13 protein-coding genes and 1 pseudogene are annotated in these 15,797 nt (G+C 42.2%); 11 read left to right on the top strand and 3 right to left on the bottom strand.

Annotated elements, in window-relative coordinates; translation table 11 throughout:
* Positions 1 to 97 precede the first annotated feature (97 nt).
* Both QM409_RS06530 and QM409_RS06525 read right to left on the bottom strand, forming a co-directional pair.
* Positions 98 to 781, bottom strand: a complete 684-nt coding sequence (locus QM409_RS06530) for a DUF4956 domain-containing protein (RefSeq protein WP_414305395.1) — start codon at positions 779 to 781, stop codon at positions 98 to 100.
* Positions 774 to 1,554: pseudogene (locus tag QM409_RS06525) on the bottom strand (polyphosphate polymerase domain-containing protein). The gene QM409_RS06530 and the pseudogene QM409_RS06525 overlap by 8 nt, the downstream one beginning before the upstream one ends.
* Before the next feature lie 228 nt (positions 1,555 to 1,782).
* On the opposite strand from QM409_RS06525, the gene QM409_RS06520 reads away from it, so the two are divergent.
* The gene (locus tag QM409_RS06520) at positions 1,783 to 3,021 is read left to right on the top strand and encodes a carbohydrate-binding domain-containing protein (protein WP_084925999.1); all 1,239 of its coding nucleotides are present in this window, start codon (positions 1,783 to 1,785) and stop codon (positions 3,019 to 3,021) included.
* Between the two features lie 247 nt (positions 3,022 to 3,268).
* Here the strand turns inward: QM409_RS06520 and QM409_RS06515 are convergent, their stop codons facing one another.
* Complete coding sequence (locus tag QM409_RS06515; RefSeq protein WP_049487693.1) at positions 3,269 to 3,502, bottom strand: hypothetical protein; 234 nt, start codon at positions 3,500 to 3,502, stop codon at positions 3,269 to 3,271.
* A gap of 613 nt (positions 3,503 to 4,115) precedes the next feature.
* Here QM409_RS06515 and QM409_RS06510 point away from each other — a divergent pair.
* From QM409_RS06510 to QM409_RS06465, 10 genes are all read left to right on the top strand, one after another.
* The gene (locus QM409_RS06510) at positions 4,116 to 4,832 is read left to right on the top strand and encodes an ABC transporter ATP-binding protein (RefSeq protein WP_000734673.1); all 717 of its coding nucleotides are present in this window, start codon (positions 4,116 to 4,118) and stop codon (positions 4,830 to 4,832) included.
* A gap of 1 nt (position 4,833) precedes the next feature.
* Positions 4,834 to 5,916 (top strand): ABC transporter permease, encoded by a 1,083-nt coding sequence (locus QM409_RS06505; RefSeq protein ID WP_001259055.1) that lies wholly within the window; start codon positions 4,834 to 4,836, stop codon positions 5,914 to 5,916.
* Positions 5,917 to 5,955: 39 nt separating this feature from the next.
* A complete protein-coding gene (locus tag QM409_RS06500; RefSeq protein WP_049521321.1) occupies positions 5,956 to 6,579 on the top strand; it encodes a TetR/AcrR family transcriptional regulator in 624 nt (207 codons plus the stop codon).
* 272 nt (positions 6,580 to 6,851) lie between these two features.
* Complete coding sequence (locus QM409_RS06495; RefSeq protein WP_261240917.1) at positions 6,852 to 7,616, top strand: nucleoside phosphorylase; 765 nt, start codon at positions 6,852 to 6,854, stop codon at positions 7,614 to 7,616.
* Between the two features lie 33 nt (positions 7,617 to 7,649).
* Positions 7,650 to 9,029, top strand: a complete 1,380-nt coding sequence (locus tag QM409_RS06490) for a TrkH family potassium uptake protein (RefSeq protein ID WP_023944048.1) — start codon at positions 7,650 to 7,652, stop codon at positions 9,027 to 9,029.
* A 13-nt stretch (positions 9,030 to 9,042) separates the two neighbouring features.
* On the top strand, positions 9,043 to 9,708 hold the full coding sequence (locus QM409_RS06485) for a potassium channel family protein (protein ID WP_004258637.1): 666 nt from the start codon (positions 9,043 to 9,045) through the stop codon (positions 9,706 to 9,708).
* A 274-nt stretch (positions 9,709 to 9,982) separates the two neighbouring features.
* On the top strand, positions 9,983 to 10,999 hold the full coding sequence (locus tag QM409_RS06480) for a glycosyltransferase family 2 protein (protein ID WP_261240919.1): 1,017 nt from the start codon (positions 9,983 to 9,985) through the stop codon (positions 10,997 to 10,999).
* A gap of 115 nt (positions 11,000 to 11,114) precedes the next feature.
* On the top strand, positions 11,115 to 13,826 hold the full coding sequence (locus tag QM409_RS06475) for an SSURE domain-containing protein (protein ID WP_261240921.1): 2,712 nt from the start codon (positions 11,115 to 11,117) through the stop codon (positions 13,824 to 13,826).
* Between the two features lie 123 nt (positions 13,827 to 13,949).
* On the top strand, positions 13,950 to 14,648 hold the full coding sequence (locus QM409_RS06470) for a response regulator transcription factor (RefSeq protein ID WP_000520650.1): 699 nt from the start codon (positions 13,950 to 13,952) through the stop codon (positions 14,646 to 14,648).
* Positions 14,645 to 15,688 carry a HAMP domain-containing histidine kinase gene (locus QM409_RS06465; RefSeq protein WP_261240923.1) on the top strand — a complete coding sequence of 348 codons (1,044 nt, stop codon included), beginning with the start codon at positions 14,645 to 14,647 and terminating at the stop codon, positions 15,686 to 15,688. The genes QM409_RS06470 and QM409_RS06465 overlap by 4 nt, the downstream gene beginning before the upstream one ends.
* The last annotated feature ends 109 nt before the right edge of the window (positions 15,689 to 15,797 follow it).

Genomic DNA, 15,797 nt, shown 5'->3' with positions numbered 1-15,797 from the left:
AAAAAACGTTGATATGATGCCTTTTATCATAAATTAGGTTAACTTTTTTTCAATTGAGTGTTTACTTAGCTGTTTGCTAGGTTTTACGCTAGAAGTTCTACAAATTCTTTCTCTTCTTGGCATTTTTGGTCAGAGAAACCTGGTAAGTATCTTGTTCTTTAGTGAGGTAATTGATGACTTGAAAATCATCGGTTTGAGCCTTGAAGTCCACTTCGTAGACAGTGGTGACTTGTTCTCCATCATTGCTAGTATCAATCGAGATGAGGTCTAACTCAGTACAGAATTGTGATAGTCCAGATTGGATAGTTTGAAGTTGATTTTCTTGGTTCGCAATTGTGATGGTCAATAGCCTGCGACGTTGGTGATTGCTCTTGCTTTGTTGCTTCTCTAAAAGAAGCCATACCGCTAAGATAAAGACAGTGAAGAGAATAGCTAGAGCTAGGTAGCCTGTCCCTGCTGCTAGCCCGATAATCATGGCAAGGAAGATAGCAATTAGTTCCCGTGAACCACTGGTAGCTGAACGAAAACGAATGAGGCTAAAAGTTCCTGCAACGGCGATAGAGGTTCCTAGGCTGCCATTTACCAGAAAGATGACCAAGGTCATCAAGCAGGGGAGTAGGGTCAAACTGACAGCGAATTCTCGTGTATAGAGAGTACGGTGTTTGTAAGCCCAGGTCAGCGCCAAACCTAAAATCAGGCTGACCAAGAGAGCCAGAAAGAGCTGGATAGGATTTGCAGTGGCAGTTGTGTCGTTGAAGATAGAATTAAAAAGATTAGACATAAGTAGTACCTACACTTTCTGTGCTTGGTCGTGGGCTATAGTCCAGCCCTTGAGACTTGTGGTAGGCGCAGCTGTATTTTGAAAATTTCTGCTCTACCAGTCCATATTGGTCGAGAATATCTTGTAGCCATTGGGGTTTTCTACCTGGAGCTTTAATTTCCATGATGACAATGTCCTCGTTTAGTAGAGGGAAACCGTCCTTTCCTGAGAATAAACTGACATTATCATCACGATAGGTTAGATTTTGGTCAATGGTGATACGAATTTTATTGTAGGGAAAACCGATAATTTCTTTCTTTCTTTTCCTTGAGAGAAAAACGGTCATAGTATATATACATACGAGGGATAATGGCTTGCTGATATTCCTCTTGGAGTTGCTGGATTTTTTCAATCATCATTCGATCCTTGATACTGCTATCCAGCTGTCCCTTGGTCATAAACTGGGTGATAGACTGGGGAGTCGATAAGAGACGATGTTTTCGTCCGACACCAGCTCTGTCCTTAGATTTGATTTCTAAAAATACCTGACTATCAGGCTGGACTTGACTGAGATAGGTTCGCATCCGAATCTTTTCTTTGCGCTTAGTACCTTGGCCATCCTCCTGAATCATATCAAATTGCTCTGTATCAAAGTAGATGTTGGAAATGGTCGAAGTTGGATAATCATCCTCTACGAGGTATATTTTTAAGTCCTCTATTAAATTAGCCAAGTCACCCTTGGCAACGACATATTTGGTTTCGATTCGTTTAAAGCTTGTTTCAATTGGTTTCATAAATCCTGTCTCCTTTATCAAACTATTTTAGTACGCTATCTTATTAGCAGATAGGTGTGTCTGGGCAAGTTGAACTTGCTTGTGATTAGTCTATGGAATTTTCCTAAAACTTTTGTTAAAGATAACTTAACTGAAACTGAACTTAAGAAAATTTTCAGAAAAAGTTTAGATTTTTTTCAGACTTCCCCTGTAAACTAAGCTCAAGCTAAATGAAGGTGAGGAAAAAGTATGAAATCAAAAAAATGGACCCTAATCTTAACCAGTTTAACAGCTCTGACTTTGATGACAGCTTGTGGGCAGTCAACGACCAAGTCAAGTACAACTGCAGCGGCAGATACCACTGCCATCTCAACTTCAGCTACAAACAGTCAATCTTCTTATTTTACAGAAAAGGACTATGATACTTCTTATGATGAAAGTACAGCTTCTAAGATTGAGTTATCTGGCTCATCAGCAAACGTCTCTGGAGATGGGGTGACAGTCTCTGGATCAACAGTGACCATCACAAAATCTGGGACCTATGTGATTTCAGGTCAGTCTGACGGAGTGCAGATCAAGGTCGAGGCAGATAAGTCGGCAGATGTTCATCTAGTCCTAAAAGGTGCGACCATTACCAATACCAATGCAGCAATTTCAGCGACATCAGCAGGTCATGTCTACCTGACTCTGGCGGAGGGAACTACCAACAGTCTCTCTGACTCAAGCTCTAATAGTGATGACAAGGCAAATGCAGCTCTCTTTTCTAAGGTGGATTTGACCATCAATGGCTCAGGTACCCTTACTGTCGATGGCAAGAAGAACAACGGAATCAAGGCCAACGACACCCTCCACATCACGGGTGGAACCTATAACATCATAGCAGTTGGCGATGCCTTTAATGTTAATGATGAACTCAATATCACTGGTACGACCATGACCATCGATGCCAAGGAAGATGGTGTCAAAGTTGACAATGATGAGGATATGACTGTCGGCAATATGTATTTGGCTAACAATACCATAACAGTCACAGCAGGAGATGACGGTATTCACGCTTCTGGTAACCTAGTGATTGACAGCGGTACTTACACCGTCAAGAATTCGACTGAAGGAATTGAAGGGAAAGCCATTACGATTAATGGTGGTGATATCAATGTCTACGCGACAGATGATGGGGTCAATGCAGCTAATAAAAATGCTCAGCAAAGCGATATTTACTTTACCATGACAGGTGGTAATCTAACTGTAGAAGTCGGTCAAGGGGACACAGATCCGATTGACTCAAATGGCAATATCACGGTCACAGGTGGAACCATTAAAATGATTGGTCAATCAGGCTTTGACTTTGATGGAACAGCGACCTATACAGGTGGAGATATCTATCTCAACGGCGAAAAACAAACTGATATTGTGAACTCTATGCCTGGAGGCGGTGGACCTGGTGAGGGACCTCAAGGCGGCGGTCCAGCCCCTGGCGGACAAGGATAAACAAAAAAGGATAGCATTGCTAAGAGCAATGTTATCCTTTTTGTATCGTAGATTCATATGTTGCGAGTGGTTTTATAATCGTAGCTTTCAAAGGCTAAATTGTTCAGTCACCCGTTTTTGTTTACTTGAATTTCTTGAATTTTAAGAAGGTATTGAGTAGTTTTCCCTTAAATGTTTTGTTTTGGTAGGCGATTGTGAGGGAATTGAAAAATTCAACTGCTAGGTGTTCTTGGTGACCGAGCTCCATCTAGCTTGGGGTTGCTTCTGGGGAAAAGACGCCTAATTTGATGCGGAGTCCACCTTTTTTCATCTTGAACTGATGCATACCATACATCTTGATATCAAGGCTTGTATCGGACATGAGAGTAGCAGTATCACCTGCCATAGAAATTTTTGTATCGACATCCGGAACGCCTGTTTTTTCAGTATCTAGACTGATAAAGATTTTTTGATAAGTTGGTTGACCGTACTCTCCAATCAACTCCTCACTTCCTGTCCACCGTGAACTCCAGCAAATACAAAATGTTCAGGGTGAATTTTAAAAGGAAGTGCTTGGTCACCCATTTTATTTAGTCCTTGGTTGAAGGCGAAGAAATCTCTCAAAGTAAATCCATCCACGTAAGCAGCTTGTAGGTTACGTCCCTTAACCGAATTCTTAGAAAGCCATGCCGCATTTGGTCTGATTCTGCTAGACGGTCAGCGTAGAGTTCGAGGATTTTTTGACTTCCAAGGGCTAATTTGGTTTCAATTAGGTCTTGAAAATTTCTTAGTCTGTTTCATATAAAAATGAGTAAAATGAATTCCCATTACCAAGGTCATTAGAGTTGCGATAGCAATGACGATGGTTGGATTAGCCGAGAAAAGTAGAGGGAAAATAGGCCTTTAAAAAGTGGACAGAAAAGACCATTTCGGAGTATAGAGAGGAAGTTCAAAAACATTTTTAGAAATAAGACATGTGCATTATAAACATCAGATACGAATCTGGTGCTTTATTTTTTAAAGAATTTCAACTTTTTTCTTGACAAGTGAGTAAACACTCACTATAATAGGTCTATATTCAGTAAGTGAGTAAACACTCACCTAGGAGGAAGCTTATGAAAAAATTGCTACATTTACAAGATTTGGATAAGTCTTTTTGTCGTCAAATGGTTTTGAATCATGTCAGCTTTGAATTGCAGCCGGGAGAAATTATAGGCTTAATAGGTCCGTCTGGTGCTGGTAAATCGACTATGATTAAGACTATGTTAGGGATGGAAAAAGCTGACGGAGGGGTTGCTTTGGTATTGGATCATACTATGCCCAATCGTCATATTTTAGGAGATATTGGTTATATGGCCCAGTCAGATGCCTTATATGAGGCTTTGTCAGGTCAAGAAAATCTGGAATTTTTTGGTCAGCTAAAAGGGCTATCCAAAAGAGATCTGACAGCTGAAATTGCCCATGTGGCTCAAGTTGTGGATCTGGCAGAGCATTTGAATAAAACGGTATCCGGTTATTCTGGAGGAATGAAGCGACGCTTGTCTTTAGCCATCGCGCTTCTGGGGAATCCTCAGCTCTTGATTTTGGACGAACCGACAGTTGGAATCGACCCTTCTCTTCGGAAGAAAATCTGGAAAGAATTATTCGCGCTTAGAGACAATGGGGTTGGGATATTAGTTACTACCCATGTTATGGATGAAGCAGAGTTAACGGATAAGGTCGGCTTATTATTAGGTGGAAAAATCATTGCTTTTGATACACCGCAACACTTAAAAGAAAGTTATCAAGTTTCAAGTATTGAAGAAGTATTTTTGAAAGCAGAAGGAGAGTAAGATGAGAACCATTGCTATTGCTAAAAAAGTTATCAAAGAATTGCTTCGTGACAAACGAACCTTGGCTATGATGTTTGTAGCGCCGGTATTTATTATGTGGCTGATGAACCTCATGTTTTCAGCTAGTACAACCGTGAATGTCAAGTTAGCGACACAAGATCTACCAACTGGTTTGATAACGAAAATGGATGAGCTTGATCATGTGGACATCGAGACTTATCAAGACTTAGATCAGGCTAAAGAAGCGCTAGCAAATGAAAAAGTCGATGCTGTGATTTCTTATAAAGACGGTGAGTATCAGGTCGACTACGCAAATACAGATGCCTCCAAGACATCTATGATACGACAAGTGTTACGAACAAGTATCGCCAGTGAAGGCACCGATCAGTTACTATCTCGTGTCAAACAAGCTTTTCCACAATTGAAATTAGATGCAAAGGCGCCTGAAATCAAAGAATCTTACCAATATGGAGATAAAAATACTGGATTCTTTGCACGTATGATTCCAATTTTAATTAGCTTTGTGGTCTTCTTCTTTGTCTTTTTGATTTCTGGTATGGCACTTTTGAAAGAGCGCACAAGTGGAACCTTGGATCGCTTGTTAGCAACCCCAGTGAAACGTTCTGAAATTGTCTATGGCTATATGTTGTCTTACGGTATTATTGCGATTTTTCAAACGGCAGTTGTCGTCTTAGCAGCAATTTGGCTACTAGATGTAGAAGTTGTAGGAAATATTTTAAATGTTATAATAGTTAATGTGGTACTGGCTCTTGTAGCACTAGCTTTTGGAATTCTCTTGTCTACTCTAGCAAAATCAGAATTCCAAATGATGCAATTTATTCCTCTCGTGATTATGCCTCAACTCTTTTTCTCAGGGATTATTCCATTGTCATCCATGGGAGCATGGGCTCCAACTGTGGGGAAATTTTTGCCATTAACCTATTCTGGTGATGCAATAAGCCAGATTATTCTTTACGGACACAATCTTGGTGATATTTTGCCAAATCTTGGTGTTTTAATGATTTTCTTGATCATTTTAACAATTCTCAATATTGTTGGATTGCGTCGTTATCGTAAAGTTTAGAAATCAACATAAATAATGCTAAAAAGGTGTGAAGATTAGATGGATAAGACTGTTTTTGAATCGTTTGAAGATTACTTAGAAGAAGCGAATTACCCTCAAGGAAAGAAAAAAATCATGCAGGCAGCAGTGGATCTCATATCAACTAGGAGTTACCATGGGACCTCAACTCTTCACATAGCTGAGCGTGCTGGACTAAGCCAGGCAACTTTGTTTAAGTATTTTAAGACGAAGGATGATCTACTGACGGCTATTTTACATCCTGTAGTCCCAGGCATTTTCGGTAGTTTTGTTGAGGAACTCTTAGCTTTTGAAACGACAGAAGAGAGGGCTCGTTATCTCGTCCACGATCGTATGAGCTATCTCAAAAAAAATCGTGCTTTGATGAAAATCATTCTGCAGGAGAGTTTTTCAAATAAGAAACTAAAAAATGAACAGATTTTTATCTGGAATGCTATTCAAGATAAACTTCGAGTGCTTCATAAAGAATTGCTAGCAGATCCACGTGTAAATCCAGAGTTAACGATTCCTCAAATGGTTCGTATTTGTGTTGGTCCATTGTTGGCTTACTTCGCTCAACTTTATATCGTTAGCGACAACGGAGAAATAAAGGAAGAGGACCTAGACTTATTAGAAAAACAGATTTTAGGTGGTTTGTGGAAATAAGGGAGTTCTAGAAGAGCTAAGATTTATTTACTTGACTTTCAAACAAGCTAAAAAAGACATGTTCTGCTTATTTCAGATTCATGTCTTTTTTGTTGTTGGATTTTGTATTCTTCATAAGTCCTCAATCGCTTTGCCAAAACAGAAACCGACTTCTCCAGCGGTGCAACGATTTCTCAAGTGTATGGAAGAGGAGATTTCTGGCTTGCTAAAGAGAATTCCTTGACACTCTGTCAGCTTTTGATACAATAGTACAAAATTAGAGGAGGTAGGTTATGATTCAGAAACACGCGATTCCTATTTTAGAGTTTGATGATAATCCTCAGGCGGTTATCATGCCCAATCACGAGGGGCTGGATTTGAAATTGCCAAAGAAGTGTGTCTATGCTTTTTTAGGTGAGGAGATTGACCGTTATGCGAGGGAAGTAGGGGCGGACTGTGTCGGCGAATTTGTTTCTGCCACCAAGACCTATCCAGTTTATGTCATCAATTACAAGGGCGAGGAACTTTGTTTGGCTCAGGCTCCTGTTGGTTCAGCTCCAGCAGCCCAGTTTATGGATTGGTTGATTGGATATGGTGTGGAGCAGATTATTTCCACTGGAACCTGTGGTGTGCTGGCTGATATAGAAGAAAATGCCTTTTTAGTCCCTGTTCGCGCTCTGCGAGATGAAGGAGCTAGTTATCACTATGTGGCGCCTTCTCGTTATATGGAAATTCAGGCAGAGGCTATTGCTGCTATTGAGCGAGTGTTGGAAGCCAGAGGGATTCCCTATGAAGAAGTCATGACCTGGACGACAGACGGTTTTTACCGAGAAACGGCTGAAAAGGTGGCTTATCGCAAGGAAGAAGGCTGTGCTGTTGTGGAGATGGAGTGTTCTGCGCTTGCGGCAGTAGCCCAACTGCGAGGGGTTCTCTGGGGTGAATTGTTGTTCACAGCTGATTCCTTAGCAGACTTGGACCAGTACGATAGTCGTGACTGGGGTTCAGAAGCTTTCGAGAAGGCCTTGGAACTCTGCCTTGAGATTGCCTTTCAGATATAGCTACTCTCCTTCTTTTTATGGTACAATGGATATATGTTATTCAAATTATTTGTGAAAAAAATTGAAAGGGCCTTGGGCGGACTTTCGCCAGCTCGTCGGATTTTTTTAAGTTTCGCTGGAGTTATTTTTATAGGCTCTCTTCTTTTGAGTTTGCCTTTTGTTCAGGCGAGTGGTTCGCAGGCTACTTATTTTGACCATCTTTTTACGACGGTGTCTATGGTCTGTGTAACCGGCCTTTTTACGCAACCAGTAGCTACTACCTATAATGTCTGGGGGCAGTTGATTTGTATGCTCTTGATACAGATTGGTGGCTTAGGTCTCATGACTTTTATCGGGATTTTTTATATCCAAGGCAAGCAAAAGCTTAGTCTGCGTAGTCGTGAAACCATTCAGGAGAGTTTTAGTTATGGGGAAAGTAAGTCTTTGAAGTCTTTTATGCGTTCCATCTTTTTGACGACTTTTCTGGTAGAGGGTTTGGGAGCTTTTCTTCTTAGTTTCCGTTTTATTCCTGAGTTCGGCTGGGGACGAGGTATTTTCACCTCTATCTTTTTAGCCATTTCAGCCTTTTGTAATGCTGGTTTTGATAATTTCGGCAGTAGCAGTTTAGTGGCTTTTCAGACGGATCCCTTAATCAATCTGGTTATTGCTGGCTTGATTATCACAGGTGGTCTTGGCTTTATGGTCTGGTTTGACTTGGCAACCCAGTTTGACAAGAAGAAAAAACGCCGTCTACGTTTCCACACCAAACTAGTTCTTTTCTTGACTGCAGGGATTTTGCTATTTGGGACAGTATCCACACTCTTTACGGAGTGGCACAATCCAGGAACAATTGGCAATCTCAGTGTTCCAGAGAAAGTGCTGGTTAGCTTTTTCCAAACCGTCAGCATGAGAACAGCTGGCTTTGCTTCTATTGATTACACTCAAGCTCGGCCTGTGACCTTGTTTATCTATATCCTACAGATGTTTCTGGGTGGAGCGCCTGGAGGGACGGCTGGGGGGCTCAAGATTACGACTTTCTTTGTCTTGTTGGTCTTTGCGCGTAGTGAATTGCTGGGCTTACCTCATGCTAATGTTGCGCAGAGAACCATTGAGGCTCGAACAGTCCAAAAATCCTTTAGTGTCTTTATTATTTTTTTGATGACCTTCTTGTTGGGCTTGATGTTGTTGGGAATTACGGCAGAAGGAACACCGCGATTTATCTACCTCATGTTTGAGACCATTTCAGCTCTTGCGACAGTTGGGGTAACGGCAAATCTGACGCCAGAATTGGGCAAGCTAGCTCTCAGCATTGTCATGGTGCTCATGTTTATTGGCCGTATCGGTCCCTTGACCTTGCTGGTTAGTCTAGCGGATTACCAGCCTGATAAGAAAGATTTGATTCAGTATATGAAAGCAGATATTAGTATTGGATAAGAAAGGAAGAATGATGTCAGATCGTACGATTGGAATTTTAGGTTTGGGGATTTTCGGGAGTAGTGTCCTGATGGCCCTTGCCAAGCAAGATATGAATATCATTGCCATTGACGACCACGCCGAGCGCATCAATCAATTTGAGCCAGTTTTGGCGCGTGGAGTTGTTGGCGATATCACAGATGAGGAACTCCTCAGAACTGCAGGAATTGATACCTGTGATACGGTTGTAGTGGCAACAGGGGAAAATCTAGAGTCGAGTGTGCTTGCAGTCATGCATTGTAAGAGTCTAGGGGTACCAAGGGTTATTGCCAAGGTCAAAAGCCAGACAGCTAAGAAGGTGCTAGAAAAAATCGGTGCTGACTCGGTGATTTCACCTGAGTATGAAATGGGGCAGTCTCTAGCGCAGACCATTCTCTTTCATAACAATGTTGATGTTTTTCAGCTGGATAAAAATGTGTCTATTGTGGAGATGAAAATTCCAAGTGTTTGGGCAGGCCAAAGCCTGAGCCAGCTGGATCTACGTGGCAAATACAACCTCAATGTCCTAGGATTTCGTGAACAGGAAAATTCACCACTGGATGTCCAGTTTGGTCCCAATGACCTCTTGAAAGCAGATGCCTATATCTTGGCAGTCATTAACAACCAGTATCTAGACGACTTAGCAGAATTAAATTCGTAAGGAGGGGAATCCCCTCTTTTTTTTGATGTTCAAGATAGCAAATAGATACCAGAAACCCTTGTATTCTAGTAAAAGTCCTTCAAAAGCTGGACTTTATGGTAGAATAGAAAGAAGTGACAAGAGAGAGTAATACTCAATGAAAATCAAAGAGCAAACTAGGAAACTAGCCGCAAGCTGCTCAAAACACTGTTTTGGGGTTGCAGATAGGGCTGACGTGGTTTGAAGAGATTTTCGAAGAGTATAAGAAAAAATCAGTCCCCTAAAGGAGTAGATTATGAAGTTATTGTCTATCGCCATTCCTAGCTATAATGCCGCAGCCTATCTTCATTATTGTGTGGAATCGCTAGTGATTGGTGGTGAGCAAGTTGAGATTTTGATTATCAATGACGGGTCTCAGGACCAGACTCAGGAAATCGCTGAGCGTTTAGCCAGCAAGTATCCTAACATCGTTAGAGCCGTTTATCAGGAAAATAAGGGCCATGGCGGTGCTGTCAATCGTGGCTTGGCAGAGGCTTCTGGTCGTTATTTTAAAGTGGTTGATAGTGATGACTGGGTGGATCCCCGTGCTTATCTGAAAATTTTGGAAACCTTGCAGGAACTAGAGAGTGAGGGGCAAGAGGTGGATGCCTTTGTGACCAATTTTGTCTATGAAAAGGAAGGTCAGTCTCGCAAGAAGAGTATGAGTTATGAGTCAGTTTTGCCTGTCCAGCAGATTTTTGGCTGGGACCAGGTCGGAAATTTCTCAAAAGGCCAGTATATCATGATGCATTCGCTGATTTACCGGACAGATTTGTTGCGAGCGAGCCAGTTCCAACTGCCTGCACATACTTTTTATGTCGATAATCTCTTTGTCTTTACACCCCTTCAGCAGGTCAAGACCATGTACTATCTGCCTGTCGATTTCTATCGTTATTTGATTGGGCGTGAGGACCAGTCTGTCAATGAGCAGGTGATGATTAAACGTATCGACCAGCAACTCAAGGTCAATCGACTCTTGGTAGACCAGCTTGATTTGTCCAAAGTAAGCCACCCCAAAATGAGAGAATACCTGCTGAATCATATTGAGATTACGACGGTTATTTCTAGTGCATTGCTTAACCGAGCAGGAACAGCGGAGCATCTGGCTAAAAAACGGGAGCTGTGGACCTATATTCAGCAGGAAAATCCAGAGGTTTTTCAGGCCATTCGTAAGACTATGCTAAGCCGTTTGACCAAACATTCCGTCTTGCCAGCTCGCAAACTGTCCAATGTCGTCTATCAAATCACCAAATCTGTTTATGGATTTAATTAATATAAGTATTTTATAAGAGGGATTTAAGAAAAATTTTAACTTTTTCTTAATCCTTTTTAATTTTAGGAGATTATACTAGAGTCATCAAATAAAGAAAAACTCTAAGGAGAATCCTATGAAATTCAATCCAAATCAAAGATATACTCGTTGGTCTATCCGCCGTCTTAGTGTCGGTGTTGCCTCAGTTGTTGTGGCTAGTGGCTTCTTTATCCTAGTTGGCCAACCAAGTTCTGTACGTGCCGATGTAGTCAATCCGACCCCTGCTCAAGTCGTACCAGACGCTGCTTCAGTGAGTGAAAAGAGCGACTTACCGGCAGAACTTCTTAAAGAAGCAGTCGATACAGCTCTTCCTTCAGAACAGGCAGACTCAGCACCTAAAGCAAGCTTGGATACTACAAGCTCTCCAGAAAAAGCGGATGTGGCTACTAAAGACCAAGTGGTAGCACCCAAAGAAGAAGTACAAGCAAAACCAGAATCTAAGAAAGAAACAGAAGATGCGGTTAAACCTGTGACAAATCCTGCGCCTGCAGTTTCTGGACAAGACCGTGAAGCAAATGAAGCTCAACCAGCAACTACACCAGCTGAAGTGCAAAAAGGCGTGGCTGACAATACCAAAGACACAGTAGATGTTCCAGCTACTTACTTGGACAAGGCCAACTTCCCAGGACCATTTACAGCAGGTGTCAACCAAGTTATTCCATACGAATTCTTCGCTGGTGATGGTATGTTAACTCGTTTGATTTTGAAAGCATCAGACAAGGCTCCATGGTCCGACAATGGTTCAGCTAAAAATCCAGCTCTTCCACCAGTAGAAAAATTGGGCAAAGGCCTCTATTTCTATGAAGTAGATTTGGCAGGAACTCAAGGTAAATCAGACAAAGATTTGCTTGATCTCTTGAAACAAAACGGCACCCAAAGCTATAAAGCTACTATCAAAGTGTACGGAGCTAAAGACGGCAAGGCAGACTTGAGCAATCTCGTAGCCACTAAAGATTTGGATGTCAACTTGAATGGTTTGACTACTCCAGCTGAAGTGCAAAAAGGTGTAGCCGACAATACCAAAGACACAGTAGATGTTCCGGCTAGCTACCTTGATAAAGCCAACTTCCCTGGCCCATTCACAGCCGGTGTCAACCAAGTCATCCCATATGAATTCTTCGCCGGTGACGGTATGTTAACTCGTTTGATCTTGAAAGCCTCAGACAAGGCTCCATGGTCAGACAACGGTTCGGCTAAAAACCCAGCTCTCTCACCAGTAGAGAAATTAGGCAAAGGACTTTATTTCTATGAAGTAGATTTAGCAGGAACTCAAGGTAAATCAGACAAAGATTTGCTTGATCTCTTGAAACAAAATGGCACTCAAAGTTACAAGGCAACTATCAAAGTGTACGGTGCAAAAGATGGCAAGGCCGATTTGAACAATCTCGTAGCGACAAAAGATTTGGATGTCAATTTGAACGGCTTGACTACCCCAGCTGAAGTTCAAAAAGGTGTGGCCGACAATACCAAAGACACAGTAGATGTCCCAGCTTCTTACTTGGACAAAGCCAACTTCCCAGGCCCATTCACAGCCGGTGTCAACCAAGTCATTCCATACGAATTCTTCGCAGGTGACGGCATGTTGACACGCCTTATCTTGAAAGCATCTGACAAGGCCCCATGGTCAGACAATGGCTCAGCTAAAAATCCCGCCCTTCCACCGGTAGAGAAATTGGGCAAAGGCCTCTACTTCTATGAAGTAGACTTGGCAGGTACCCAAGGAAAATCAGACAAAGATTTGTTAGACTTGTTGAAACAAAATGGCACTCAAAGTTACAAGGCAACTATCAAAGTGTACGGTGCGAAAGATGGCAAGGCCGATTTGAGTAATCTTGTAGCGACTAAAGAATTGGATGTCAACTTGAATGGCTTAACCACTCCAGCTGAAGTTCAAAAAGGCGTGGCAGACAATACTAAAGATACAGTGGATGTCCCAGCCACTTACTTGGACAAGGCTAACTTCCCAGGTCCATTCACAGCAGGCGTCAACCAAGTCATCCCATACGAATTCTTCGCTGGTGACGGCATGTTGACACGCCTTATTTTGAAGTCCTCAGACAAGGCTCCATGGTCAGACAATGGCTCAGCTAAAAATCCAGCTCTTCCACCAGTAGAAAAATTGGGCAAAGGCCTTTACTTCTATGAAGTGGATTTGGCTGGCATTCAAGGAAAATCTGATAAAGACCTTCTTGACTTGTTGAAACAAAACGGGACTCAAAGCTATAAAGCTACTATCAAAGTGTACGGTGCGAAAGATGGCAAGGCAGACTTGAGCAACCTTGTAGCGACTAAGGATTTGACAGTGAACTTGAATGGACATCAGTCTCTTACTCCGATGCAATCAGGCTTCGTCCCATCTTATAATGGTTCAGCTATGCCGGCTCCAATGATGAATAGTCATCAAGATGCGTCTAAGATGAACGCTCAAATGCCAAGTGCTCATCAAGATGAGATGAAATCTCAAATGTCAGCTGCTAGTCAGGATAAGATGATGCCTAACAAAGAGCAGGATAAAACCATGAATGCTAGCCAGCCTATGGTAACACCAAGCATGAAACAAGATCAAGCTCCAGCAGCCTCAAGCAAAATGTCTGATGAAGGCAAGATGGCATCTAATAACAAGGTATCAAGTCCAATGATGGCTGATCAAATGAAAGAGCAAAAAGACATGCTTCCATATACTGGTGAAGCTCAAACCTCAATGGCTACTCTTGGATTCTTTGGACTCGCCTTGGCTGGACTGCTAGGTGGCCTCGGTTTGAAAGCTAAAAAAGAGGAAAATGACTAGTCTAACTACAGACTTTCTATCTAGGATTTGAAAAATTCAGATATCGATTAGAATGTTCGTAAAGCGATTAAAATAGTGTTATACTATTGTGGTATAGCACTGTTTTTTTCAAAGGAGAGACAGATGGGAAAGACAATTTTACTCGTTGACGACGAGGTAGAAATCACAGATATTCATCAACGCTATCTGGTTCAGGCAGGGTATCAGGTTTTGGTGGCTCATGATGGAGTAGAGGCCTTGGAAATCTTCAAGCGAAAACCGATTGATTTGATTATTACAGATATCATGATGCCTCGGATGGATGGTTATGATTTGATTAGCGAAGTTCAGTATCAGTCTCCAGATCAGCCTTTTCTCTTTATCACGGCTAAGACTAGCGAGCAGGACAAGATTTATGGCCTGAGCTTAGGGGCAGATGACTTTATTGCCAAGCCCTTTAGCCCTCGTGAGCTGGTTTTGCGTGTCCACAATATCTTGCGTCGCCTTCATCGTGGAGGTGAGACAGAGGTCGTCAGTCTCGGGGATTTACGGATGAATCACGGTAGCCATGAGGTCCAAGTTGGAGATGTGGCGCTTGATTTGACAGTCAAATCCTTCGAACTTCTATGGCTTTTAGCCAGCAATCCAGAGCGGGTTTTCTCTAAGACAGACCTCTATGAAAAGGTCTGGCAAGAAGATTATGTGGATGATACCAATACCTTGAATGTTCATATCCATGCTCTTCGACAGGAGTTGGCTAAACATGCCAGTGCAGAAACGCCTACTATCAAAACTGTCTGGGGCTTGGGCTACAAAATTGAGAAAGCACGAGGTAGTCAATGAAATTAAAAAGTTATATTTTAGTGGGGTATATCATTTCAACACTCCTAACGATTATCGTGGTTTTTTGGGCCATCCAGCGCATGTTAATTGAGCAAAGAGAAATTTATTTCCTGATTGGCATGACTTTAATCGCAAGTTTTGTCGGTGCTGGGATTAGTCTCTTTCTCCTATCGCCTGTCTTTACATCATTGGCCAAACTTAAGGAACATGCCAAGCGAGTAGCGGACAAGGACTTCCCTGCAAATCTGGAGGTTCAAGGGCCTGCAGAATTTCAGCAGTTAGGGCAAGCTTTCAATGAGATGTCCCATGATTTGCAGGCGACCTTTGATTCATTAGAAGAAAGCGAACGAGAAAAGGGATTGATGATTGCTCAGCTATCGCATGATATCAAGACTCCCATCACTTCGATTCAAGCGACGGTAGAAGGGATTTTGGATGGGGTTATCAAGGAAGGAGAACAGGACCATTATCTAGCAACCATTGGACGTCAGACAGAAAGACTCAATAAACTGGTTGAGGAATTGAATTTTTTGACCCTAAATACAACTAGAAAACAGGCAGAGACGACTAGTAAGGACAGCATTTTTCTGGATCAACTCTTGATTGAGTGTATGAGTGAATTTCAGTTCTTGATTGAGCAGGAGGAGCGAGATGTCCACTTGCAGGTGATCCCAGAGTCTGCCCGGATCGAGGGAGATTATGCCAAGCTTTCTCGCATCTTGGTGAATCTGGTCAATAACGCTTTTAAATACTCTGCTCCAGGAACCAAGTTGGAAGTGGTAGCTAAGCTGGAAAATAACCAGCTTTCAATCAGTGTGACCGATGAAGGGCAGGGCATTGCCCCAGAGGACTTGGAGAATATTTTCAAACGCCTTTATCGTGTCGAAACTTCACGTAACATGAAAACAGGTGGTCATGGCTTAGGCCTTGCAATTGCGCGTGAATTGGCCCATCAATTGGGTGGAGAAATCACAGTCAGCAGCCAGTACGGCCTCGGAAGCACCTTTACCCTCCTTCTCAACGCTAAATTCCCAAAGTAAATTCCACCGCTAGTAGAAGTGGAAGTTAGTCTGATAAAAATCGTAAAAACCAGTGGAAATCCGTGTCAGGGTAAGTTCCACTGGTTTTACTCATGCTTGATTTCATCGC

Origin of the sequence: Streptococcus mitis (assembly GCF_047465045.1) — a bacterium.
Classification (GTDB): Bacteria; Bacillota; Bacilli; order Lactobacillales; family Streptococcaceae; genus Streptococcus; species Streptococcus mitis_DT.
Note: the sequence above shows the minus strand (reverse complement) of the source record. Positions and strands in the feature narration are given on the sequence as shown.